This window comes from Sphingobacterium sp. UBA7253 (assembly GCF_002472745.1).
Classification (GTDB): domain Bacteria; phylum Bacteroidota; class Bacteroidia; order Sphingobacteriales; family Sphingobacteriaceae; genus Sphingobacterium; species Sphingobacterium siyangense.
The window spans coordinates 1-26333 of sequence record NZ_DKSP01000208.1 but is presented as its reverse complement, the minus strand read 5'-3'; the positions used below and the strand labels follow the sequence as shown (position 1 = coordinate 26333).

Sequence of the window (26333 nt, the reverse complement as noted above, 5' to 3'; positions counted from 1 at the left end):
GTATTTTGCCCCATGTTGTCTCAATTCGTCTTCATCGCGAAAGCCCCAGGTAACACCGATTGCTGTTACCCCGGCATTATTGGCCGTATCCATATCGACCGATGAATCACCGACATACAGGCAATTTTGTTTGTTGACACCTAATGTCTCGAGGCTATCTAGGACGATTGCGGGATCGGGTTTGGCTGGATGACCAGCGCGATGGCCGAGGACAAGGTCAAATGGAATATCGGGGAAGTATTGTTGCATCAGTGGGATGACTGCCTCGTGGTATTTATTGGACGCCACGGAGATGAGGTAACCTAAAGACTTCAATTCTTGAAGCTGCGATACAATTCCCGGGTAAGGCCGTGTATGCGATACAGGTTTTTGTTCATAATAGCTTTTAAAAGCTCCAAGTAAGACTGTAATCGTCTCTGGCGTTCGTGCTTCTTCGGGCAATGCCCTTTCGATGAGTTTCTGTACGCCATTGCCTACAAATTTCTTATAAGCAACGAGTGGATGCGTTGGATATCCATGCTGTTCAAGAATAGCATTGCAGCTGTCCCCCAGGTCTTGTAATGTATCTAGCAGTGTTCCGTCCAGATCAAATATGATAAGTTTCATTTGATAAATCTAGTAAAAATTGCGGTTGAACCATGGTAGAATAGTGAGATTAAATGGAGTTTAATTATTTCCAAATGGAGGTATTTATATTTCCTTTCTGTGTATCATTTAGATCGGGGAAAAAAGTGAATCCAGTTATTTTTTCCAGTTCGCTTACGGTTAACCTATAATTTTCGAACGTGCTTCCTGAAGGTGGAATGACATTGTCAATCTTATAACCAATGGTATAATATTCGTTTCCTTTTTTCATTGCCAAGGCTTTGAAATAGTATTTTGGTTTGGCAATATCTTTTCCATCGTTGTCCTGCGCAAAATCGAGGCTGTTTTCAGTGCTGGTCTTAGGTATTGCGCCAGTTACGACATACATTGTGTCACACTGTGCAGTCCAGGTTCTGACTTTCGTTTCGAGGTTTGCCCAAATACCTTGGTTAAGTCGTGAAACCTGTGCTGTCATGTTGGTAAAATAAAATGTTGTTTTATTTTGAGCAATATTGAGATTTCTGTCTGCACTTGGCAATTGGTGCCCTCTGTCGTACCCTGTTGGCTGAAATCCCTTAAATAGATTGGGTTGAAATGCTGTTGATACGGCAGGATCGTAACCCCAGGCATCCGTACGGTTGCCTGACCCTAGCATACTGTTGTATAAGGGGTATGCAACCCAATATGCCATTTTTAGCTTTTTGTCATATAGCATCGCATAATTTCTGCTGTCGCTTGCGTCGGGCATAAAATGTTGTATAAATACCTCATCACTGCTGAGATTGCTCATTTTGGGTATTTCCAGATAAGCTTGTGATTCACCAATCCCGCCACTTAGTTTTCCATTGTCAATGTTGATATCAAAGCTATATTGGCTTCCGGCTGGTAGATTTTTTAAATCCCGATTTTGGGGTATTGCCCAGGTATAGGTATCGCCATTAGTGGCAATAAACTTAATGGCCTTTCCTGTGATATCTTCGCCAGGAAGTAGCATAAATTCTATACGGGCGGTTTTATTGGTATTTAGTGATACCTTTTTTTGCACATCCTTTTTTTCGGTTGAATTAACAGTCAATTTTCCTGTTGTCAAATCGAATCCTCCTTGGATGCTTATAGCTGGCATTTTTACGATGATCTGATTGGCTTCCAATGCGGCTGTATTGGTTATGGATAGCTTAATGTTGACTTTGCTCAGTTGTCGTACAAAAATAAGTGGTACTGTATTGTTGTTTTTACCGATGTTTTTGGCATTGTTTGCATACATCAGGTCTAAGGCTGCCGGGTTGGACTGGTCACTTATATTGATGGGATATTGAAAGTCTGCCAGTGATTTGTAAGGATAATAGGCGATAAAGTCCACGTTTTCATTCGGTAGGAAAACCGGGCTGTTACTTTGAAAAACCGAACCGTTAAAAGTGAAGGGGTAATTTTTGACCTGGTCGATAAGCGAAATTGCTGCCAAAGGTTGGTCGGCTTTGTACATATATACACCGATTTGGTCATTTTTATTCCAGGAAATCTCTGTCGTTTGTGTGTTGATTTGACCAACAATAGTAGGGGTAAATTGCACCGCCGCTCGGTCAATTCTAGTTTCCGTTTTCTGACAGGAGTTAAAAGTAAGCAATGCAATTATAATGTAGGCTATCCGGAATATATTTTGATCCGGTATCGCTTTGGTCGTGTTCGTCATATGAATAGCTAGTGTATATTGATAAAGTGATGGCAAAAATAGTTAAGTTCACTAGAAGTTACAGCGATCTTTTTAGTAATCCCGGTTATAAGGTTTGTATTGGATTGATCTTTAGATAGATATTTTAGGCACTATTTCGGTTTTATAGTATCTCACTTGTAGTATATTTAAAGATCTCAAACAGTTGTTAAGACAATAATATAGGTAATTGATAAAATATTTAACAGTATGTGTTCCATACTGGTTTAAAAATCATTTGTTTTAGGTTGCTGTTGTGCTATTATGTGTAGTACTAGGGTAACGCTTTTAATTCCTTTTGGAAAAAATTAATACGAAGGTGTTGATTTTCTTCATTTTTCCCTGAAATCAGGTAGTAAAATATATTCTCGTTTCTAATAAATTTGTCAATAGGAAAAAAATAGCACAATGTTTGCTGTTCATGTCAAAACATATATTGATTTGACAAATTATTAATCGTTACGAGGTTGTAATGGAAGAAGTATTTAAAGTAAAAGGAAAATTGAATAGATTTTATGTGATTATCTGTGCTGTTGTCATGGTATTGACGGCATCGAGCTGCTTTGATTTTGTTGAGCAGATCGACTTAAAATCAGACGGTTCCGGACATATTGCCGCCACATTAAATTTGAGTAAAAGTAAAACCAAGGTGTCTTCTTTAATGAAAATGAAAAGTATTAAAGGCATCCGTATACCTTCTCAAGCGGACATGGAGAAAGAGATTCGATCTGCTGTTCAATTACTAAAACAAACTAAAGGAATTTCTAATGTACAGTACAGCACAGATTTTACCAATTATATCGTTAATATCTCCTGTGATTTCAGCCAGATAGAATCCTTGAACGCCTTTTCGGATATATTGGCAAATCGGTTTAAAACGAAGATATCGAATTCAAACCGCTATTATTATAACGCACAAAGCCATGTATTTGAACGCAAATTTGTGACTTCTGCTGACTGGAAAGCAAAATTTAATCAACTGGGAAACGATAATACAACTCAGTTTGCGGACGCATTCTATACGCAGATTGTACGTTTTGAAAAACCGGTTGTATCTCAGGCAAACAGTCTTGCAAAGGTTGCCGGGAATAAGAAAGGGGTCTTGCTAAAACTACCATTTATGGATTTGGTCTATGGTAAATCGAGCTTGGCAAATAAAATCACATTAACAAAATAACCTATAACATTGGTGAAACCGGGACTTCATTTAGTTGCTGAAAGCGTTTCTATAGAGTAGGTTCGGTGTAGCTGAAAAATTATTATACGATGAAATCAAAATTTATACTGCTAGGATTAGCCTGTTTGTCTTTTGGGACAACTGTAAAGGCGCAGGACTTGATCAAACAAATCCCCGAGGATGCAGAAATGATTGCAGCTTTCCATATGAAAGACATTGTGCAGAAAGCAAATGCAAATAAACTGAACGAGTTACTCCAGAAGACTGGTTTTTTTGAGAAATCGGGAATTTCAGCGAACAATGATATTAAAAATTTGGGGGTAGACCTATCCCAGACAGCCTATTTTTATACCAGGAAAACCGATAGTATCAGTTTTACGGAATTTATATTTTCCTTGAATAACAAGGGGCAATTTGAGAAACTGCTTCATGAGGCGGGTGAACCCAAGGCATTTGCAAATGGCTATACGAGCATAGGCCTCAAGGCGGGGAGTATGTTGGTATACAACGATCGGATCGCTCGATTTGTTTCGGCAACGACAAATACCACCTTTTTGGACAATGATTCAATTGCTAGTCGTTATGGAATCAAAAAGGTAGACTACGTCGCGCGTCCAGCTGATGACGAAGATGCTTGGGCAGATACGACTGTATCGGCAATGGACTCTGCTGCCGTAGTCTGGGATGCAGATGAAAGATTGGCGCCACCGGTTGCTATAGCTGCGGAACCTGATACGATAGTAGGTGCTACAGAAGTACTGCCACCTGTTGTTGATATTGCTGCGGCTGCGGCTGCAGCGGTTGACGCGGCAGAAATGCATGATCCAAGTTACTACGATTCGCTTTATACGGCCTATGAAGATCAAAATCGGAAAAACGATTCGATTCGTAACGGCTTACGTGATAAATGGTTATTGAACGAGGTTACCCGTTTGGTTTCAGGGAGTCATAAGTCTTTGTCAATTGCAGATCAGGAGAAGGTTTTAAAGAATCTCGGGCTCATTCGATTATATGTTCCTCGTGTAGAGGATCTGTACCGTGGTCTTATGCCTTACACCACCTCTCTTCCTTATTATTATATGGGAATCAAACTGGATAAGTTCAAAACGGGTTATCAAGACGGGGTATTGGATTTAGTGCAAGAGGGCAATGTGCTGAAATTAAAGGGATCTGTAGGTTTAGATAAGGACCTTGCTGAGATGACCAAAAGAATGTATGCGCGAAAGCCTAATTCGAAGTTCAGTAAATATTTAACGGATAAAACACTAGGGTTTTTTAATGTGAATATTAATTCGGAGGCTTATCTGAGAGAGATGCCTGCCTATATGGCAAAATATTATAGCGGTCTATTGGGACCTCAACAGGACGTTGTGGAATGGGGATTGATGGCTCTCGAAATAGCGCTAGATGAAAAGGCCATTGCCGAGGTGATGCCAGGAGACCACTTGGTCGTCGTAAATGGTCTTCGGAAGTTCAAAAAAGATTATATCGATTACACCTATGACGATGATTATAATGCAACCGAAGTGAAAAAGACGAAGGAAGAAACACTTCCGGTGTTTATTTGGATGTTCACATCAAAAGATCAACGATTGATAAAAAAAGGCTTAGAAATGGCAGTTTCAAAGCAAGTTGGACAGGTTCATGATGGTATTTATGCGTTTTCAAAACAGAAAGCCAAGGATTTTCCAATGTATGTTCTTTTGAAAGAAGATCTGGTCATGGTCAGTAATGATTCCTTGTCATTAAATGATATCCGTCAGAATAAGATGAATGCTCCCGGAAATAAAGACTTTGTAAAACTGATGAAGCAAAACAAGATGTCAGCAGCTATTGACCTACAAAAGCTACCGACAATGTTAAAGGAAATGGGGGTTACACCGGATAAACAATGGGAAACAACACTGGCGCAACTCAATCAATATGGCAGTACCGCAATTACTTCCAAAGGTGTGGTTGGTAACCGTGCTGAGGTTGAAATGTCGACAAGATTGCCGCAGACCAGTGATGGTGCGATCAGTTATTTACTCGATCAAATTTTGGCGGAATTAAATAAAAAGTAACTAAAGGAGGTTGCTGAACAATTTTATTGCACTATTGTTTGGTTTTCTTTTGTAATATTATGGTTATATTTTATGATGTTAAAATAATATTAAGATCGTTTACTGTGTTTGTCGTACTTTTGATGTTTAATTATTCGCAGGGAAAACAAAATAACTAAACGATTTATATATCACGATATGGGGATATTTTCAAAACTGTTTGGAAACAAAACTCAGGATTCAAAAGTAAAGGTTGTCGGTAAACTGGCTTTCTTGGAAGTGGATATGCATAACCATATCCTTCCTGGAATTGATGATGGGAGTCAATCTATCGAACAATCATTGACATTGTTGAAAGGACTTGGACGAATGGGCTTCGAGAAATTTATCTGTACACCGCATATTATGGATGGCGTGCATCCAAATTCGATTCGTACGATTGAAGCTGCTAAGGACAAGCTATTAACTGGTCTAAAAGGTCTTCCAAATATACCCGAAGTTCATGCCGCTGCCGAGCATATGATTGATGACGGCATTGTGAATCTCATCGGATCAAATGAACTCTGTGTCATGCCCGGTGGTTATGTGCTTATTGAGATGTCCTATTTACAAGAATCCAAAGCGCTATTTCAAACGATATTGGATATTCAAAACCTTGGTTATCAACCTATCTTGGCGCACCCAGAACGTTATAATTACTATCATTACAACTTTAACATGTATAAGCAGATCAAGGATGCGGGTTGTATGTTGCAGCTGAACTTGTTGTCGATCAGTCGATATTATGGTGTTGAGGTAAAGTCTGCAGCTTTGACAATGATTAAGTCTGGGATGTATGATTTTGTAGGAACAGACGTGCACCACGAGCGGCATTTAGCAGCGCTGGAGGATGTAGTGGCTAAATATCCTGTGCGTGATTTACTCAAAACATGCACTATATTGAATCCGACATTGCAGGATCATTTGGGAAATAATAAGAATGTGATTGCTACAGGCTAGCATCAAAATATATTAATTAGAGAAAGAGATACCCTTTGAGGTATCTCTTTTTTTTGTGACAATTTTTATTCTTGTAGCAGATACCGCCTGCTTTTAGTCCAGTCAGTCTCCTTTACAGTAAGGACATATCTAAAATTGTACAAGAGATTTAGGTGTTCTTGGCTGTTTGTGCTTGCTATAACTCATGTAGATTATTTTCGTCCGCGTTTGTGTTTTGCCCGTATGGATATTTCGAAAATTTGGCTACTTTTGGTTTTAGCATTTTTCATATGAGAGGAAACAGAATTTTTATTCAAGACTGGATAGCACACCATACTTATCAAAAAACAAACGAAATAGATAGTTATTACTTACGCGTTGCAAATGAAATCAATGATAGTTTATCTACACTATGGTTTGAGGAGCAAGAGACAAATGATCTCATCCATACCAATGCTTTAAAGACATTGAGTATCTATCTAACGTGTTATTTAGAAGACGTTATTGCGAAAACAGGAATTTTTGCTGCTTTTAGAACGATTCATACAGAACTATACAATCAACTTTTGCCTTTTTATAATGATAATGACCTAACGGATTATTATGCTGAGGATATTAATAGTGAAGATATTGCTGTATTGACCTGGTTGTTTTTCAGTGAACGCAACCCACATTTATTTATTGATCCCCGTGGTCGTTTGATCCAATTGGTTACAGATTTGGCCTATTCGATCTTGGAAGAACATTATGAAGTTGCTCCTGAAAATGAAAAGTTAAAACTAGAATATGTTCTGGACGAAGGGGCGAACTATTTTGAAGTCCGTAATTTTATTGAAAAGCTTGTTGCCACAAATTACCTGACAGCGGGTGAATATAACACCAATCTCAATCATTTGATGCAAGTTGCGGAGATAGGGCGATATCAGCACGATCAGAATCAGTTACAACAGATGATCTATCGCGTTCGAGATAACCATTTCAATAATTACAGACTGCATCTGTTTGCATTGAAGGCATCTGAATTTGTAGCTGAGGTGGTTGGCAAAGAACATGCGCTATATGGTATTGTCAAAACTTTAGGTAATCGTATTAATAGTTTTTTTGAATATGTAAAAGCGGACGAGCTTTATGTGCATGTAAAACATATCGGTACAAAGACAGCATTTAAAATCTTTAAGGACTCTATACAGCAATTTGTTGAACCTACCGAAACCTTATCTTTCTATATGGAAATTGTGCCATGGAAAGATGCTTGGAATCTCTCTGGAATCATGACCGTTGTGAATACCGATGAGGTAAATTTTGATTTACCGGAGCAGTATGAGATGACTTATCGCATTGAGGCCTTGAATGGTAAGGATAAGAGCTTGAAGAAAACGGAAAAGCAGCTGAAAGATATGGGCAAATTGTTCCAGTCAGAACATAAGGCGGCTGTTGCGTTTATGGAAGGAAAAGAAGTGAAGGAGTTTGCAACAGATTTCTTTAAGAAGTATCAACAAAAATACCCGAGCAAAGAAGAATCTCCACTTCCAGAATCAAATTTGGATCTTACGGAAGATGCCCAAGTTACGGTATTCTTTAATCCAAAAACGGGTTTGGAAGTTTTTGGCGGTATAGCGGAATTTTTTCCATTAAAGAATAACAACTTTGTACAGAAAGATGATCAAAGTGAGGTACCTTATGCACGGTATTTTTTGAATCTTTTGGTTGAAGATTTCTTCCCAAGTGAGTTGCCGAAGTACTATGTTAATCTATTTAAGGCGGAGGTGGATAAGCAGTTCTTCTTTCCAGTGAACGATGCGGTGCTTGATTTCTTTCTCCGTTTCTATAAGCGAGGAACTTATTTTTTGGGACCATTTCCGTTGTTAAAATAACTTGTGTAGTCGACTAAAGAACTATAGGAATACATAAAAAGTTCCATTGTCTACCTGCAATGGAACTTTTTTATGTATTTAAGTCAGGCTATTCTTTGTTGTATAAGATTGCGCGGTCTTCTGGCTATTATTTTGTTGATCGAAAACCCCATGATACTAGTGTTAATTTAATATAAATTCATTATAATTAAATTGTTACCACTTATATTGCTTGAGCTTACATGCCACACATCCTACGTATTTCATGGGCATATTTTAAAAAATTCTCACTAAACTTGTATGATCAATTATATGTGATGAAGAATGCCTATTGAAAATAATAATGCCCTGGATTTTAAAACTTTCTTTTTGTTGTATAAGGACAAAGTGTATAAATATGCTTATTTACATCTGAAAGAAGAGCCAGCTGCCGCAGATTTAGTCCAGGAAACATTCTCCCGAATTTGGAAAAAATGGGCAGAATTAGATGGGAATAAAAATCCGCAGTCTTACCTCTATACGATTGCCCGAAATCTTGTTTTTGACGAATTGCGAAAACAAAAGGTCAGATTCCAATTTCAGGCGACAGACATCGATCAGACCAAATTGGTAGACAATTCGAATGAGGAAGCTATTCGGTTTAAAGATTTGGAGCGCGTTTATCGTGAGGCCATTTCAAAACTCCCGAAAGCGCGACTCGAGATTTTTCTTTTGAGTAAAGAAGAGTTTTTGGATAATCAGGAAATTGCAGATAGGCTTGGGATTTCCGTTAATACCGTCCGTGATCAATTGGTTAAAGGCAACAAGTTTGTTCGGCAATATATTATTGATCATTTTGAGATTTCAATAGCCCTATTGATTTTTTTAAATATTTTTTAGAGCCGCATCGTCTTCTGGTCATCGAGGTACGTATATGTATTTAAAGATGGGCATAGATGATGAATTCCAAAATAGCTGCTTTATATAGAAAATTCCTTAAGGGAGAACTTAGTCCCGAGGAAAACGCCATATTTCTTGATTTACTGACTTCTTGTGACAGGGATGAACTTCCAGATGTGGAGGAGGTTGTTGCGCTAGATGATCGTGATTGTGAACTGAACAAAACAACTTCTGAAGATATCTTCTTTACGATTACAGGTACGCCATTGACGACGCGTGTAGTACCTAATTGGAAAAGACGTTGGTCTGTCATTTCCGCCGCTGCCTGTTTACTGTTGATCGGTCTTGCTTTCTTATTTCAATTTAAGTTTGGGGAGCAGCATAAGAACGCAGCCTACGCAACTGTCCATTATTCTAATCCGACAAAATTTGTGAAGAGGCTGGTACTGCCAGATGGTACACATGTTTCTCTGCGACAGGGAGCACAGATTGAATTGTTGTCAGATTTTGATACAGACAGTTTACGTCGGATCAAACTTTCAGGCGAAGCCTTTTTTGAAGTCGCCAAAAATCCTGAGCAACCTTTTGTGATAGCCAGTTCGGGCGACTTTGATGTTCGTGTGCTGGGCACAGCCTTTAACTTAAACTGTTCGCAGGGGCACAGCCGTTTGGTATTAAATCATGGCCGCGTATGTGTATCTCGCGGGAAGGAATATTCCATTGTGAAACCTGGGCAGCAAGTTGCCTATGATGAGCGACAAAAGCAATTTGATGTATCCAAAGCAGATACGACCAGTGCAACAAATTGGAAGAGTGATCTTTTATCGTTTAATCAAGTTCCTCTTACCCAGATCGTCGCCGATCTCAATAACCTTTATCCGGATAGTAACCTCGAATTGATAGACTCTTTCCGGACGGAAAGTTATACAGGTTATCTACCAGCAAGTGATCTAGAAAAATCACTTACGATGCTTAATACCGCATTTAATCAAATAATTATCCATAAAAAGTAATTTATGAAAAGAACCAATTACTATTTAAAACTTATGGGGAGTGCTTTGCTCTTTCAGTCGCTTGCACTTCAGACCATGGCATCACAATTTTCTACCAGTGAAGGAATTGGGAAAATCCTCACACGAATGGAACAAAAATTTAATGTCAAATTTGGCTATGACGCTTCGATATCAAATCAAAAAGTCAATGACTTAGCTGATTTGAGTACATTGAAAAAGGAGCAGATTGTTCAATTTATTCAGACCATTTCGGACGGAAATCTGGAGGTCAAGAAAATTGATGAGAAGCTTTATGTGGTCTCGAAGAGAACCAATAATGATGTTAGAAGTAAGAATGATAAGCCGATTTCCGCTGTTTCCAACGAGATTAGGGGTAAGGTTGTCGATCAGGAAACAGGTCAGCCTATCGCTGGTGTCACAGTACGTGTGAAAGGGACTGCTGTTGCTGTTACTACGGATGGCAATGGTGTTTTCAAATTGCCAAATACCGCTGACGATGCGATCCTTCAAATTTCCTATATAGGGTATGAAAGTATTGAAATTTTGGCGGCACAAGCAGGGACTATTAAACTAGCCAAATCCTCCGAAGCATTGGAAGAGGTTGTTGTGACAGCGTTGGGTATAAAAAGAGAGCAAAGGGCTTTGGGCTATTCAACTCAAAGTGTGAAGGGAGAAGATTTGACGCGTGTGAAAGGAGTAGATGTCGGGACGACTTTGACCGGACGTATTTCTGGTGTACGCGTTATGAATAGTACAGAATTTAACAAAACACCACAAATCGAAGTACGTGGACTGACACCTATTTTGGTCATTGATGGCGTGGCTTACGAAAATATGGACCTAAGGGATGTCCCTGTTGACAATATCCAGGATATGACCGTTTTGAAAGGAGCTACCGCTACCGCCCTTTATGGAAGTAAGGGACAAGGAGGAGCTATCATGATCACGACCAAAAAAGGTTTAGCAGAGAAAGGAACAGAGATTACGGTGAATACCAATAATATGTTCTTTTCAGGCTATCTTGCGTTGCCTGAGGTGCAGCATAGCTATTCTTCGGGAGAGTCCGGAAAATTTAACAATGATGATTATGTCTGGGGGGATAAATTGGATATTGGCCGAACTGCCGAACAATGGAATCCAATTAGCAAACAGTATGAAGTAAGTGAGCTTACGTCAAGGGGTAAGGACAATTTTAAAAACTTTTTGGAACCAGGGTTTATCACCAATAATACTGTCAGCTTTACTAATCAAGGGGACCATGGAAGCATAAGAACATCCATTAATCATATTTATAATAAAGGACAGTATCCCAATCAAAAGTTGAACCTGACAAATATTTCGGTGACAGGAACAACAAAGATCAGTGAGAAATTTGACTTAGAGACTAGGCTTGGGTATAACCGAAGTTCTTCCTCTAATAATTTTGGTTCCGGCTATAATGATCAAGGATACATCTATAATATCTTAGTGTGGACCGGCCCCGAATATAATTTGAAAGATTACAAAGACTATTGGATAGTGAAAGACCAGTCTCAAAACTGGATGTATAAAGGGTGGTATGATAATCCGTACTTGATCGCGCACGAAAAAACTACTCCCGAATTGATCAATAAGGTGAATGCCGCTGTTACGTTGAATTATAAGGTTAACGATTGGGCGAAATTCATGGTGCGATCGGGTTATGATTATTATGGCAAGTCAAGAACACAGCAAAATCCGATCGGAATATATGGAACACGGGGCGGATTTGAAGATTTCGGTGGTTTTGATAGTAAAGGGAAGTATATGAAAGCCGATTATGATGGCTTTGCGACTACGAACGATGCGATTTTTACTGCCAAGAAAAATTTTGGCGACTGGGGAGTTGATGGATTATTAGGGGGGTCTATTTTCTACAGCAAGGATAATAATTTGATCGCGAATACAGTTAACGGTTTGTCAATTCCAGGATTTTATTCATTACGGAATTCAATCGATCCGGCGAAAGCGGTTGAGTCCCGTATTAAAGAAATGCGAAATGGGCTTTATGGACGTCTTTCTTTGTCTTGGCGAAATGCGATCTTTTTGGAAGCTACTGGACGTAATGATTGGGTTTCAACGTTAACAAAGGATCATCGTTCTTATTTTTATCCTTCAGTTTCGGGAAGTGTTGTTGTTACGGACCTGCTTCCATCAAAACCTCTTTGGTTGGATATGTTCAAGGTAAGGGGATCTTGGGCGATTACAAAATCCGTACTGAATCCATATGAGATAAATTCAACTTTTTCGGTAACAAGCAATGTTTGGAATGGCCTACCAACAGCCTCTTATCCAAATATTATCAAAGACTACTCGATTTCACCTACGCAACGCGATTTGACCGAGTTCGGGTTTGACTTCGCGGTATTGAATAATCGGTTGTACGGTAATTATACCCGCTACTATCGCTTATTACACAATCAGATTGTCAAAGCTAAGATTTCAAAAACTACCGGATTTGAGGAGCGTTTGATCAATACAAAGGAGGAGGAGATGACTAAAGGGCATGAAATCACATTGGGAGGTACACCGATTAAGCGTGAAAATTTCCAGTGGGATATTACGATGAACCTTTCTCAGAACATGCGCTATTTCCACAAGTTGGATCCTCAATATTCAAAAGATGCATTATATGTTAAGGAAGGATTGCGGGCCGATTATATCGAATATAAGGACTGGGAGCGTTCTCCGGATGGACAGATGATACTAAATAGTTCTGGGATGCCAATTTCAGCTCAGTATGCCAATCAATTAATAGGATATACTGCGCCAAAATGGTTTTGGGGTTTTTCAAATCAGTTTCGTTATAGAGACTTCTCATTTGGTTTTAGCCTAGATGGTCGAATTAAAGGGATGTCCTACTCAACAATGAATGGTCGTTTATGGCAGACAGGTTCTCATCCTGATTCAGATACACCATACCGTTATGAGGAAGTGGTTAATGGCAATAAAACCTTTATCGCTCCGGGTGTGAAAATTGTTTCCGGTAGTGTGACCTATGATAAATACGGTCAGATTACAGAGGATACGCGTGTATTTGCTCCAAATGATAAAGTGGTTTCATATGAGGGGTATTACAAACGAGCCTATTCAGGCCGATGGAATTATTGGGACGAAACATTCATTAAACTTCGTGAATTGTCGCTTAGTTACCGAATGCCCGATAAGATCGCTTCGAAGTTTAAAGCGAAACGTGCAAGTGTTGGCGTGACTGGGCAAAACTTATTGTTGTGGACGAAAGAGTTTCGTTTCTCTGATCCAGATGTGGGGTCTGAGGATTTAAGTTCACCATCGATGCGATACATTGGTTTTAATATTAACCTAACTTTTTAAAAACTACAAAACAAATATGAACATGAAAAGATTATTGACGTATATCGCCCTTGGTACTTTGGCGGTGTCGACAAGTTGTTCCAAGTTTGATGAGATCAATACTAATCCTGAGACACCATCCGTGGTAAAACCTTCCATGTTGGCTACTCGTATAATTTTAAATTTGGTACGTCAACCTTCTACTAAAGGGTTTATGCAGCCTTATATGCTCACCAAAGAAATCGCTTGGACGGAGTTGACGGAGGGATATCAATATAATAGTTTAGGAGAATGGGATATCTCAATGACTTCGATCAACGATGCTCATTTTATGGGAGAGTTTGCAACAAGCGAAAAACTTAAGAACTCTTATAATGGTTTGATGTATTTTGCTCGTGCGATGAAGTTTTACGAGGGGACTATGAGTGTCGGAGATATTCCCTATAAAGATGCATTAAAAGGGGAAACGGATAAAGTTTACTTTCCAAAATATGATACGCAAAAAGATGTTTTTCTGGGTATTTTGAACGAGTTGGAGCTTGCAGATAAGCTCTTTTCGGAAGGTGAAAAATTTGATGGTGATCCATTGTTCGCTGGAGATATCACGAAATGGCGCAAATTGGTAAACAGCTTTGCATTAAATGTTCTTATTCAATTAAGCAAAAAAGAAAGTGATGCCGATCTGAAGATAAAAGATCGTTTTAAATCAATCTTGACCAGTAAACCGATCTTTGGTAGTAATGCAGATAATTTTCAGGTCGTTCATGAGGACAAAGCCAGCCAAACTTATCCTTTCTATAAGATTAGTAATAGCTTTGTTATTTATCCTATTGTTTCGACAGAGGTTATTGACCGATTGAAACAATATCAAGATAGAAGATTGTTTTATTATGCGAATCCTTCCGCATTACAGATCACAAACGGCAAACAGTCTAATGATTTTAGCGCGTACATAGGGACAGATCCTTCTCTTTCCTTTAGTGAAATTGCTGAGTTAAAGAAGAAAAATGATTATTCTAAATTGAATGACCGTTATACGGAACTAGTTAGTGGTGAACCAACACAACAATACAGTTATGCACATCTATGTTTTGTGATAGCTGAAGCTGCCGCACGGGGCTGGGTTGCCGAATCGTCCGTTAATTGGTATAAGAAAGGAATTGAAGCCGCAATGAAATTTATAGCGGATAATACGCCGAATACGGCTCAATATACCCATAATATGCCATTGGATGCCAACTACATCAATACAGCAGTAGCAACTTATGGAAATCAATTTCCGGTCGTACTTGAAGCACAACTGGAGGCTATTATGACACAAAAATATTTAGCCAGTTACTTGCAGGGGCGTATGACTCCATATTATGATTACAGAAGAACGGGCTATCCTAAATGGAAAATCAATCCAACATCAAGTTTGAATTCAGTCGCACCGGATAAAATACCGATGCGGTGGCGTTACCCATCATTAGAGTACAATTATAATTCTGCAAATTTGGACGAGGCAATGCAGCGCCAATATAAAGGCAATGATGAGATCAACCAATTGATGTGGCTTTTGAAATAAGTCCTTCGAAAAAAACAATCCCCGTAGATGAGATCAATCGTTTGCGGGGATTTTTGTTAAAAACGTTACATTAAAAACGACAGCGAATGGATATATTCGCTTTAGACCATTGAATTTAGTAGAGAGATAACAAATTTATTTATGGATAGCAGAAGAGATTTTATTAAGAAGGCTTCCTTGTTAGCTGGTGTTTTTGGCTTACAGAGTGCTATGCCAGATGCCATACAACGTGCATTGGCTATTGAACCGATCACTGGAAGTACCTTTTTAGATGCCGAGCATATTGTATTATTAATGCAAGAGAATCGTTCTTTTGATCATAGTTTTGGAACACTTCGTGGGGTTCGAGGGTTTAATGATCCACGGGCGATTAAATTGCCTAGTGGTAACCCTGTATGGTTGCAATCGTCGGCTGCAGGTAACACCTATTCGCCGTTCCGACTGGATATCAAAAATTCAAATGCTGCCTGGACCGGAAATTTACCACATTCCTGGGAAAATCAGATGGCAGCCCGTAATCAGGGAAAACACGATAACTGGATTGAAGCGAAGCGTCCAGGAGGAAAGGTCTTGAAAGAAATTCCGCTAACAATGGGTTATTATACACGGGAGGATATTCCTTTCTATTATGCGTTAGCTGATGCCTTTACCATTTGTGACCAGCACTTCTGTTCGTCTATTACGGGGACAACCACCAATAGGCATTTCTTTTGGACGGGAACCTGTGTGCCGCATAAAGGGGCGAAGCCATTGGTGCGGAATTCAGATATCTATTTTAACCGTTGGGCACATTGGAAGACTTTTCCGGAACGCTTGGAAGAAGCAGGGATCTCCTGGAAAGTCTACCAAAATGAAGTCAGCATAGAAAGTGGCTTAAACGGTGAGGATCTGTTGGGAAATTTTACAGACAACAATTTGGAATGGTTTGCACAATATCATATTGAATTCAAGAAAAGCCATCTTGATTTTATGCGTAAACGTATTGCTGAATTACCAGCGGAGATTCAAGAACTTGAAAAAGCACTAGCGAATAATAATACCGAGAGTGTACAAAAAACACAGAATAAACTCAAGCAGAAGCAGGAGCAGCTGAATAGCTATCAAAAACATTTGGCACGTCTTACGGATCATGCTTTTCAGCAGCTTCCTAAAGAACAGCGTGCCTTGCATGAACGCGCTTTTCAGACGAATGAGGGTGATTCTTTCTACCGTGAGACAAGCGTCGTGACACATGAGGGTGAAAAGATTAGAGTTCCTAAGGGGGATGTTTTACACCAATTTAGACATGATGTGAAATCTGGAAAGTTACCCGCAGTGTCTTGGCTTGTAGCACCACAAAGCTTCTCAGATCACCCGAGCGCCCCTATGTATGGAGCTTGGTATGTATCGGAGCTTTTGAATATTCTGACAGAGAATCCAGAAGTCTGGAAGAAAACCATTTTTATTCTGAACTATGATGAAAATGATGGTTATTTTGACCATATTCCTCCTTTTGTAGCACCTAATCCAGCAGATAGCCATTCAGGAAAGACCTCTCCGGAATTGGATTATAGCGGTGAATATGTGAGTTTAGCACAGGAGCTTGCCGACGGTGAAGAAAAAGATAATGCAACGGAAGGCCCAGTGGGGCTCGGTTACCGCGTACCTTTGATTGTGGCGTCACCTTGGTCAAAAGGCGGTTGGGTCAATTCGGAGATTTGCGATATCACATCGACGATTCAGTTTATGGAGCATTTCTTTGAAAAAAAGTTGGGCAAGCAGGTAAAAGAGGAGAATATCAGCTCTTGGCGCCGGGCCATTACAGGTGATTTGACATCGATATTTCGGAAAGCTGAGGGAGCGAATGCTGTTGATTTGCCTTTCCTTGATCGGAATCAGCAGATTTATGCGATTGATCAAGCGAAATCGAAACCGCTACCTAATAATTTTCATGTTTGGTCGAAAGAGGATGCCGCAGGATTGCGGTCTAAAGGTCATTCCACTTTACTGGCAAGACAGGAGAAAGGTCAGAAAAACTCCAGCGCGTTGGCTTACGAGCTTTATGTCAAAGACTCTTTTGCTAAGGAACACAATCAGATTCACCTGACACTAGAAGTTGGCAATAAGGTATTTGGTAGTAAATCGCTAAATAGCCCATTTAATGTCTATAGTGGCCCGAGTTATAAAGACGGAGTGAAATTTTGGCCATTTGCAGTTGTCGCTGGTCAGGAACTAAGCTTTGACTGGAACTTGGCGGACTTTAAAGATCACCTTTACGATTTGACTGTGTACGGACCTAATGGTTTTATGCGCGGATTTAAAGGACAGGAGGAACCCTTATCTGTTGGAGCGACCTATGAAATCGGGAAGAAAGGTCTTTTGACGGGTAATCTTGTACTGGAGATCCATAACAAAGGGGAAAAATCATTTCATGTACATGTAGAAGATAATGCTTACAGCACCTGGACGAAATCTATTGTACTTGCGGCAGGGAAATCTACGAAGTGGATTGTGGAATCTCATAAAACCCATGGTTGGTATGATGTGACGCTGCACGTGGAGGGAACCAAATTTATACGTCAGTTCGCTGGTCGCGTAGAAACGGGTAACCATTCGAAAACTGATCCTCAGTTAGGATAATAAGCAAACGATTCATCGATAAGTGGCATCTGTTGGCGGTAATTCTTTAACTATGCGATCCTAGTTCTTCGTTGGACTAGGATCTTTTGTGTGCCTCTATCGGAAGTCAATCATTTCTATTTCTTGGTATCTTTTTCCTGTTGCTATACTTTCCGGAATTTTAATGTTTTTTGGGGAAAATAACGCTCAGTTTGCTACTCCCCAAACCTTATTTTATGTGCATATTTACACTTGTTAATGGGAAAATATCACTTTCGACATGCGCTTTTTCAATCAGCTGACGTAATTCTTTTACTTTCGTTGGGTTTTCCTGGGCAATATTGTGTTGTTCTTTTGGATCTTGTTTGAGATTATATAGTTCGGCTGTAGGTTGGCTACTTGTCACTTTTTGTAAGATAAGTTTCCAATCTCCTTGGCGCAGGGCTTGACGACCCCCATCTTCATGAAATTCCCAGTACAGGTATTGGTGCTGTTTTTGTTGCTTGTTTTTACCTAGCAGCGTTGGTAAAAATGAAATTCCGTCTGTATAATGCGGTTTTTTTGTCCCGGCAAGCTCGACCATCGTCGGCATAATATCCCAAAAAGCACCCAGGTAGTTTGAGGTTTTTCCTTCCGCAACTTTACCATGCCAATAAACAATGAAAGGGGTCTTGATGCCACCTTCATAGAGGTCGCGTTTGTTGCCGCGTAACCCGCCAGAGCTATTGAAAAAATTGGGATCGGCTCCGCCTTCTTTGTGCGATCCGTTGTCGCTTGTAAAAATGATAATTGTATTATCCAATAGCTTGTTTTCGCGTAAACGATCAACAATTTGACCGACATAAGCATCCATACGGCTTACCATACTCGCATACATGGCATGCGGTTTTTCTACCGAAGCGTAACCGGAAACAGTCGCTTGTGGGCCATAGTCATTTCCTTTATGTGGTTTTTCATCAAACCTGTCTGCATATAATTGATAATATTTGTCATCCGGACCCGATAATTCGGCGTGAGGAAGAACTGTAGGTACATAAAGGAAAAAAGGTTTTTCTTTATTTTCATCAATAAATTTCAAGGTCTTTTCTTGAATTAATGCTGGAGCATACTGTCCTTGGGCCATTAAACCATTGCCGTGGAGTTCTATCCTTTCGTTATTATGCCAGAGGTGAGTTGGGTAGTAGCGATGGGATTGACGTTGGCAGTTATAGCCATAGAATTCATCGAATCCTTTTTGATCAGGAGCACCTGTTGTATGGACCATGCCAAGTCCCCATTTGCCAAACGCACCGGTTGTATATCCTGCTTGTTGTAGAAGCATAGCGAAAGTTTGTACAGAGTCGGCTAGCGGTTGTTGTCCTTCGGGCTCAATTTCTTTGTTACCCCTTACATAGGTGTGGCCAGTATGCTGTCCTGTCATTAAAGATGATCGCGAGGGAGCGCACACCGATGTACCAGCGTAGAAGTTGTCAAATTTCATTCCTTTAGCAGCCAATGAATCGATATGCCTCGTTGCAATTTTTTGCTGACCGTATACACCAAGGTCTCCATAACCAAGATCATCTGCCATAATAAGTATGATATTGGGTCTTTTGTCTTTCTCTTGCGCTACGGCCATGGCTGTTAACATCATCAGAAAAGATAACATAAAAGGTGTTTTCATTTGCATCTAGTTCATTCGTCAAATCAAATCTCTTTGTTGGTTAGGATAGGCCACTAATTTAGATAATGGTCATCTTAATCTTTTAAGAAATTCTGATGGTTATCAATAATGGTTTGTATTCCTTTTTTATACATCTATTTGTAATAGACATTTGCTATTCATGAAAAATGAAGTTTAAATCTAAGCAAAAATACCTTTTAGGCCATATCGGTCGTTATTTATCGAGGCATAAAAGTATTAGTTAAACAGTCTTCATTGTCAATCTAAGCCTTTTTTGACTCTCGCGCATACGATTGTGTAATAATTTAGTGTGTGCTATCAATTGTAATCTCCGATATGTTCATATTTATTTTCTAATTTCACCCTAATTTTATGAAAATGCTCTTATGGCCAAATCAATTAAAGAAATAGCACAGGAACTCAATGTGTCTAAATCAACTGTTTCGTTAGTCATCAATCACAAAGCCGAGCGAGCACGCATTAGCAAGGAATTGGAAAGCCGCGTACTTGCATACGTTGAAAAAGTTGGCTATAAACCCAATGCACTCGCTAAGAGTTTAGCAACGGGACGGTCAAATACTATTGGTCTAATTGTAGAGAATATTGGGGATTCTTTTTTTGGTCCATTTGCATTGTATGTAGAGGAATTGTTCCGAAAGAAAAATTATCATGTCCTCTACAGTAGTACGCTTGGAGATTCGCAAAATGCACGCGATATCATCGATTCGATGTTGGAAAAGAAAGTGGAGGGTATTATTTTGGCTCCGACAGTAGATCTGGAAGAATATCAGCGCAAAATATTGGAACATAAGGTTCCGTTGGTCGTTTTTGATAGAAATTCGCCAAGAGTAGAAACCCATTATGTACATATAAACAACGAGGATAGTGGGAAAAATGCCTGCGATCATTTGAAATCTATTGGTTGTCGAAATTTTGGCTTGGTAACGATTGATTCAGATCAGCCACAAATGCTGGCGCGTAAGCGTGCTTATTTGGAGTTTTGTGACACATACGGAATGGAATCTCGCATACTGCAATTACCTTATCAGCACCTGAAGCAGAAAGGTTCACGTATGTTGAAAAATTGGGCAGCTAAGCAGATAGGCTTAGATGGTCTATTTTTTACCACAAATTATCTTTGTATTCTCGGATTGAAGGTATTACGGTCGGCACCTGAGAATAGCTATAATTTTCCGATGTTTTCTTTTGATGACCATGAATTATTTGATATTTTGAATCCTAAGATTTCCTGTATTCAACAACCATTGGAAGCTCTGGCTAAAACTTGTGTAAAAGTTTTGTTAAAGGAAATAGATCAGGGGATATCCACACCAAGAGAATATATCATCTCAACGAAATTGATGCGACGCTAAAATGGGACAGCAAATGAATATATAGAAATTGAATTGTAAAAATCATAAGACGTGTTTGTCCAATTCTAGGACTTTATTTTGATTTAATATTCTTTTTTATATCTTTACTAATACGTTTTAGTAGAAATATTTTTATATATCCTAAATAATGAAGAAATCTTTAAGTGTTTTTCTAGGGTCGTTATTGTCTTTGGGTTTGTTTTACGCAAAACCGGTTTTGGCTCAGAAATTTAGAGGACAGCAGCTAGAAGCTGTCGATCTTGTTAATCCATTAATGGGTACCGAATCCAAATTTGAGTTGTCCAATGGTAACACCTATCCCTCGATTGCGAGACCTTGGGGAATGAATATGTGGACACCACAAACAGGGAAAAATGGCGATGGATGGCAGTATCAATATACCGCTGATAAGATTCGTGGTTTAAAACAGACTCACCAGCCATCACCCTGGATGAATGATTACGGTGTTTTTTCTATCATGCCTGTAACTGGAAAGCCTGTATTTGATCAAGATGAGCGTGCGAGCTGGTTTTCGCATAAAGCGGAGATTGTAAAACCGTATTATTATTCGGTTTATCTAGCAGATCACGATGTGACTGCAGAGATGACACCAACAGAACGCGCAGCCATGTTTAGGATCTCGTTTAATAAAACAGACGATGCTTATATTGTTTTGGATGCTTATGAAAAGGGATCTGAAGTTCAGATTATTCCAGAAAAAAATATGATAATTGGCTATTCTTCGAAATATGCACGCGGTCCACTGCCAGCTAATTTCAAGAATTATTTTGTTTTGGTTTTTGATCAACCTTTTGCAAGTGTTGCTACTTGGGAAGACAAAGAGAAGAAGGATGGACAACTTCAGATCAAAGGTGATCACACTGGTGCAATCGTCGGGTTTAAGGTAAAAGACAAAACGAAACCGGTGCAGGTGAAAGTAGCGTCTTCCTTTATCAGTGCCGAACAAGCCTTATTAAACTTAAATGAGTTAGGTAACAAATCTTTCGATCAAATAAAAGAAGACGGACGTCAGATCTGGAATTCGACCTTAGGGAAAATTAAAGTAGAAGGTGATGATATCGATCAGCTGCGCACGTTTTATTCGACCATGTATCGGACTTTATTTTTCCCGAACAAGTTATATGAAATTGATGCGCAAGGAAAGGCTGTACATTACAGTCCATATAATGGAAAAACACTTCCTGGTTATTTATTTGGAGGAACAGGTTTTTGGGACACTTTTAGGGCGTTGTACCCATTCTTAAATTTTATGTATCCTTCCATTAATAAGGAAATGCAGGAAGGTCTTCTCAATGCCTATTTAGAAGGAGGCTTTCTTCCTGAATGGAGCAGTCCGGGGTATGCTGATATCATGGTGGGTAATAACTCTGCTTCGGTGGTTTCGGATGCTTATATGAAGGGATTGCGCGGTTATGATATCAATAAGTTATACGAAGCCTTACAACACGGTGCTAATAACGAAGGACCAATGAGTGCGGTAGGAAGAAAAGGCGTTGAATATTACAATAGTTTGGGTTACGTGCCATATGATGTTAAAATCAATGAAAATGCAGCACGTACATTGGAATATGCCTATGACGATTTCACGATCTACCAATTGGCAAAAGCATTGAACCGTCCGAAGGCTGAAATTGATTTGTATGCTAAGCGTGCACAGAACTATAAGAATTTATTTGATCCATCGACCAATCTTATGCGTGGAAAGAATAAAGATGGAAAATTCCAGGCCCCTTTTAATCCATTGAAATGGGGTGACGCATTCACAGAAGGCAATAGCTGGCATTATTCGTGGAGCGTATTTCACGATGTTCAGGGGCTGATCGATCTGATGGGAGGAGAAAAGACTTTTGTGAGCATGTTGGATTCGGTGTTTGTTCAGTCTCCAGATTTCGACGATAGCTATTATGGTGGTATTATCCATGAAATACGTGAAATGCAAGTTGCGAATATGGGGCAATATGCACATGGTAATCAGCCAATTCAGCATATGCCATATTTGTACAATTATGCTGGCCAACCTTGGAAAACACAATATTGGGTGCGTCAAGTGATGGACCGAATGTATAAGCCTACACCTGATGGCTATTGCGGTGATGAAGATAATGGTCAAACCTCTGCATGGTATGTTTTTTCAGCGCTTGGATTCTATCCTGTTTGTCCGGCGACGGATGAATATGTGCTCGGAGCTCCATTATTTAAAAAAGCGACCTTAACATTTGAAAATGGTAAGACATTGACTATTGATGCACCAAAGAACTCAGCTGAAAATGTATATGTAAACACATTGCAAATGAATGGTAAGGATTATGGTAAAAACTGGTTAAGTCACAAAGCATTGCATGAAGGTGGCACACTTAATTTTGACATGGCGGCAAAACCCAATTATACAAGGGGATCGTCCAAAAATTCAGTGCCTTATTCAATGACAACGGATTTGCAAACAAATATCAAGTTGAAATCGAACAAAAAGAAATAATCATTGGGTTATGATAAACTTTAAAAACTTAAAAGTAGTTGTTACCGTATTTGGTTTGGCATACTCTTGTTCACTTTTCGCGCAGGACAACTGGAAACATACAGAAAACGACCGAAAATTGGCTGTGGATGTTGATAGTATCAGTAAAGGTGGGTACACCCTGATTTGGATAAATAAAGACAAAGATTTTAGTGCTCCTTTAAAAGAAAGGTTGGTGGCGGCATATTTTACAAACTATCCTAAACTAGCCAAGAAATATAATAAAAAGACCATTAAAAAGGTGTCTTTCGTTATTGATCCGGACTATAAAGGTGTGGCAGCGACAGCGGGCGGGATTGTCCGTTACAGTCCAGCTTGGTTTGCCAAAAATCCGGGCGATATTGATGTGGTTACCCATGAGGTAATGCATATTGTCCAAGCATACCCCGATGGGGCGGGCCCTTGGTGGATTACCGAGGGGATAGCCGATTTTGTGCGATTTGATGATGGAATAGATAATGCTGGAGCAAATTGGAAGCTGCCAGAATATAACGAAAAGCAGAAATACACAGATTCTTACCGTATTACAGCGCGCTTTTTGTACTGGATCAATCTACATGTAAAGAAGGATTTTGTCAAAAAATTGGATGCGGCGATGCGTAGCAAAAGCTATAGTGATGCTTTTTGGAAAGTGGAGACGGGTAAAACTATTGATGAGCTGTGGGCCGATTATAGCCAAAATCCCAAACTATAATTCATAAGCGATGAATATCAGAAGTTTAATCTTTTTGGGATTATTTAGTGTCCCATATCTATTAAAGGCACAAGAAACGAAATTAGTTCAGTATGTCAAACCGCTCATCGGTACGGCGAAAATGGGGCATACTTTTCCGGGGGCGACAGTTCCATTTGGTGCTATACAATTAAGCCCTGATACGGATACATTATCGTATGCTGTCAATGGGCGGTATAACGGTGATGTTTATAAATATTGTGCTGGTTATCAGTATGATGATCCAACGATTGTCGGGTTTAGTCATACGCATTTTAGCGGTACAGGTCACTCCGATCTTGGTGATATACAGATCATGCCGACACAAGGAAAAGTCCAATTAAACCCGGGTACAGCTGATCGACCACAAGATGGTTATCGATCACCATATTCGCATGCCAACGAACGGGCTGAGGCCAACTATTACAGTGTTTTACTGGATAAACATCAGATTAAAGCTGAATTAACAACAACAACACGTGTAGGACTGCACCGTTATACGTTCAAAGAATCGAATGCTTCACATCTTATTGTAGACTTAACTGCTGGGATCTATAATTATGACGGCAAGAATGTTTGGACCGTGGTCAAGGTCTTGAACGATTCAACCCTGGTAGGCTACCGCCAGACAAACGGTTGGTCAAGAACCCGCACCGTATACTTTGCGATAAAGACATCAAAAGCTTTTAAGAATTACGGCGCCAAATATGAGGATGGAAAATCTGTCTATAATGGTTTTTGGCGTAAGTTTGATCAACAAAACAATTTCCCTGATCTCGCAGCGCACAATATTAAGCTTCACCTGGATTTTGATACAAAAGAACAAGAGGCCATCCTTCTGAAAGTAGCTTTAAGTCCAGTAAGCATGAAGAATGCTTTGGCCAATATGGAGGCTGAGGCTCCGGACTGGAATTTTGACGGTTACGTTAAGCAAGGGCAGAACGCCTGGGAAAAGGAGTTGCATAAGATAGAAGCTGAAATGTTGAACAAGGAAGACCTTGTTAATTTTTATACAGCTATGTACCATGCAAGCTTAATGCCGACGGTGTATATGGACAGCAATGGTGAGTATAAAGGGTTGGACCAGGAGGTGCACCGCGCTGAAGGCTTTACGAATTACACCTCATTTTCATTGTGGGATACCTTTAGGGCCTTTCATCCGCTGTTGAATCTAATAAACCCCTCTCGTAATGCAGATATTGTGGCATCCATGATGGCTCATTATGATCAGAGTGTATTGAAAATGTTGCCGATCTGGTCGCATTATGCAAATGATAACTGGTGTATGAGTGGCTATCATTCCGTATCGGTTATTGTTGATGCTATCCTCAAAGGCGTTTACAAAGGTGATGCGGAAGCTGCGTTAGCAGCTTGTGTGCAAACAGCAAATACACGTCAGTACGAGGGGATTGGGGCTTACATAGATAAAGGATATGTTCCTGCAGATGTATCGGGAACATCTGTTTCTAATACATTGGAATATGCGTATGACGATTGGTGTATCGCGCAATTAGCGAAAAAATTGGGAAAAGAGGATATTTACACGACCTTTTCCAAAAGGGCTGAAAGTTGGAAATCACTCTATGATTCCGCTATTGGATTTATGCGTCCGAAGAATTCAGCGGGTAAATTTCAGGAGAAATTCGATGTTTTGGATACACATGGGCAAGGATTTATTGAAGGTAATTCATGGAATTACAGCCTGTATGTACCGCATCAACCTACTGAAATGATGGCATTAATGGGAGGCAAAAAACGTTTAGCGTCTTATTTGGATTCTCTGTTTACAATGGAATTACCGGATAAATATTTTGAACATACGGAGGATATTACCCGAGATGGCATTATCGGAAATTACGTGCACGGAAATGAACCTTCCCATCATGTGGCATACTTGTACAATATAACCAAGAGTCCCTGGAAAACTCAGGCGCGTGTAAGACAAATCATACGGAATCAGTATCATAATGGTCATGCGGGTTTAGGGGGAAATGATGACTGTGGACAAATGTCTGCTTGGTATTTATTTACTGCATTAGGCTTCTATCCGGTGGCACCTGGGGAAGATAACTATTGGATTGGCAGTCCTTTGGTAAAATCGGCAAAAATTAATCTTGAAAACGGACGCAGTCTTTCTATAGTTGCCCGTAACCAGTCTGAGAAGAATGTTTACGTTAAATCCGTGTCTTTAAATGGGCAGAAATTGGCTGATCTTCTATTACCCTATAGCAGCATTATAAATGGCGGTGAATTAATCTTCGAGATGAGCAATAAACCGAACAAAAAATAGTAACGATAGGTCAAGACATAAAAAGAAAA

Annotated in this window: 16 protein-coding genes; 13 read left to right on the top strand and 3 right to left on the bottom strand. The window is 39.6% G+C overall.

The genetic code is table 11. The features are described from left to right. Together B2X72_RS21280 and B2X72_RS21275 are read right to left on the bottom strand one after the other, a co-directional pair. On the bottom strand, positions 1-606 hold a 606-nt coding region (locus B2X72_RS21280; protein ID WP_286851413.1), incomplete at its 3' end, for an HAD family hydrolase. Positions 607-670: 64 nt separating this feature from the next. Beyond that, complete coding sequence (locus B2X72_RS21275) at positions 671-2275, bottom strand: DNA/RNA non-specific endonuclease (RefSeq protein ID WP_145327315.1); 1605 nt, start codon at positions 2273-2275, stop codon at positions 671-673. A gap of 490 nt (positions 2276-2765) precedes the next feature. Between B2X72_RS21275 and B2X72_RS21270 the strand changes: the two genes are divergently transcribed. From B2X72_RS21270 to B2X72_RS21230, 9 genes are all read left to right on the top strand, one after another. Continuing rightward, entirely contained in the window at positions 2766-3470 is a 705-nt protein-coding gene (locus B2X72_RS21270; RefSeq protein ID WP_145327313.1) for a hypothetical protein, read from the top strand. Between the two features lie 89 nt (positions 3471-3559). Next, complete coding sequence (locus B2X72_RS21265) at positions 3560-5533, top strand: hypothetical protein (RefSeq protein WP_286851411.1); 1974 nt, start codon at positions 3560-3562, stop codon at positions 5531-5533. A 177-nt stretch (positions 5534-5710) separates the two neighbouring features. Beyond that, complete coding sequence (locus B2X72_RS21260; protein WP_286851410.1) at positions 5711-6511, top strand: tyrosine-protein phosphatase; 801 nt, start codon at positions 5711-5713, stop codon at positions 6509-6511. A gap of 269 nt (positions 6512-6780) precedes the next feature. After that, on the top strand, positions 6781-8364 hold the full coding sequence (locus tag B2X72_RS21255; protein WP_145327310.1) for a DUF3843 family protein: 1584 nt from the start codon (positions 6781-6783) through the stop codon (positions 8362-8364). A gap of 303 nt (positions 8365-8667) precedes the next feature. Next, positions 8668-9222, top strand: a complete 555-nt coding sequence (locus B2X72_RS21250; RefSeq protein WP_112374012.1) for an RNA polymerase sigma factor — start codon at positions 8668-8670, stop codon at positions 9220-9222. A gap of 56 nt (positions 9223-9278) precedes the next feature. Continuing rightward, the gene (locus B2X72_RS21245; protein ID WP_145327308.1) at positions 9279-10235 is read left to right on the top strand and encodes a FecR family protein; all 957 of its coding nucleotides are present in this window, start codon (positions 9279-9281) and stop codon (positions 10233-10235) included. A 3-nt stretch (positions 10236-10238) separates the two neighbouring features. After that, positions 10239-13586 carry a SusC/RagA family TonB-linked outer membrane protein gene (locus B2X72_RS21240; protein ID WP_286851407.1) on the top strand — a complete coding sequence of 1116 codons (3348 nt, stop codon included), beginning with the start codon at positions 10239-10241 and terminating at the stop codon, positions 13584-13586. Positions 13587-13608: 22 nt separating this feature from the next. Further along, the gene (locus B2X72_RS21235) at positions 13609-15132 is read left to right on the top strand and encodes a SusD/RagB family nutrient-binding outer membrane lipoprotein (protein ID WP_286851405.1); all 1524 of its coding nucleotides are present in this window, start codon (positions 13609-13611) and stop codon (positions 15130-15132) included. Positions 15133-15273: 141 nt separating this feature from the next. Next, positions 15274-17751, top strand: coding sequence for a phosphocholine-specific phospholipase C (locus B2X72_RS21230; protein ID WP_286851403.1), 2478 nt, complete (start codon positions 15274-15276; stop codon positions 17749-17751). Between the two features lie 208 nt (positions 17752-17959). On the opposite strand, the gene B2X72_RS21225 is transcribed toward B2X72_RS21230, so the two are convergent. Next, positions 17960-19393 (bottom strand): arylsulfatase, encoded by a 1434-nt coding sequence (locus B2X72_RS21225; protein ID WP_286851401.1) that lies wholly within the window; start codon positions 19391-19393, stop codon positions 17960-17962. Between the two features lie 386 nt (positions 19394-19779). Between B2X72_RS21225 and B2X72_RS21220 the strand changes: the two genes are divergently transcribed. The 4 genes from B2X72_RS21220 (at position 19780) to B2X72_RS21205 (ending at position 26304) form a co-directional block, all read left to right on the top strand. Then, positions 19780-20766 (top strand): LacI family DNA-binding transcriptional regulator, encoded by a 987-nt coding sequence (locus B2X72_RS21220; protein WP_286851399.1) that lies wholly within the window; start codon positions 19780-19782, stop codon positions 20764-20766. A 148-nt stretch (positions 20767-20914) separates the two neighbouring features. Continuing rightward, complete coding sequence (locus B2X72_RS21215) at positions 20915-23263, top strand: GH92 family glycosyl hydrolase (protein ID WP_286851398.1); 2349 nt, start codon at positions 20915-20917, stop codon at positions 23261-23263. Between the two features lie 10 nt (positions 23264-23273). Then, on the top strand, positions 23274-23996 hold the full coding sequence (locus tag B2X72_RS21210) for a basic secretory protein-like protein (protein ID WP_075990750.1): 723 nt from the start codon (positions 23274-23276) through the stop codon (positions 23994-23996). Positions 23997-24006: 10 nt separating this feature from the next. Beyond that, positions 24007-26304 carry a GH92 family glycosyl hydrolase gene (locus B2X72_RS21205; protein ID WP_286851396.1) on the top strand — a complete coding sequence of 766 codons (2298 nt, stop codon included), beginning with the start codon at positions 24007-24009 and terminating at the stop codon, positions 26302-26304. The last annotated feature ends 29 nt before the right edge of the window (positions 26305-26333 follow it).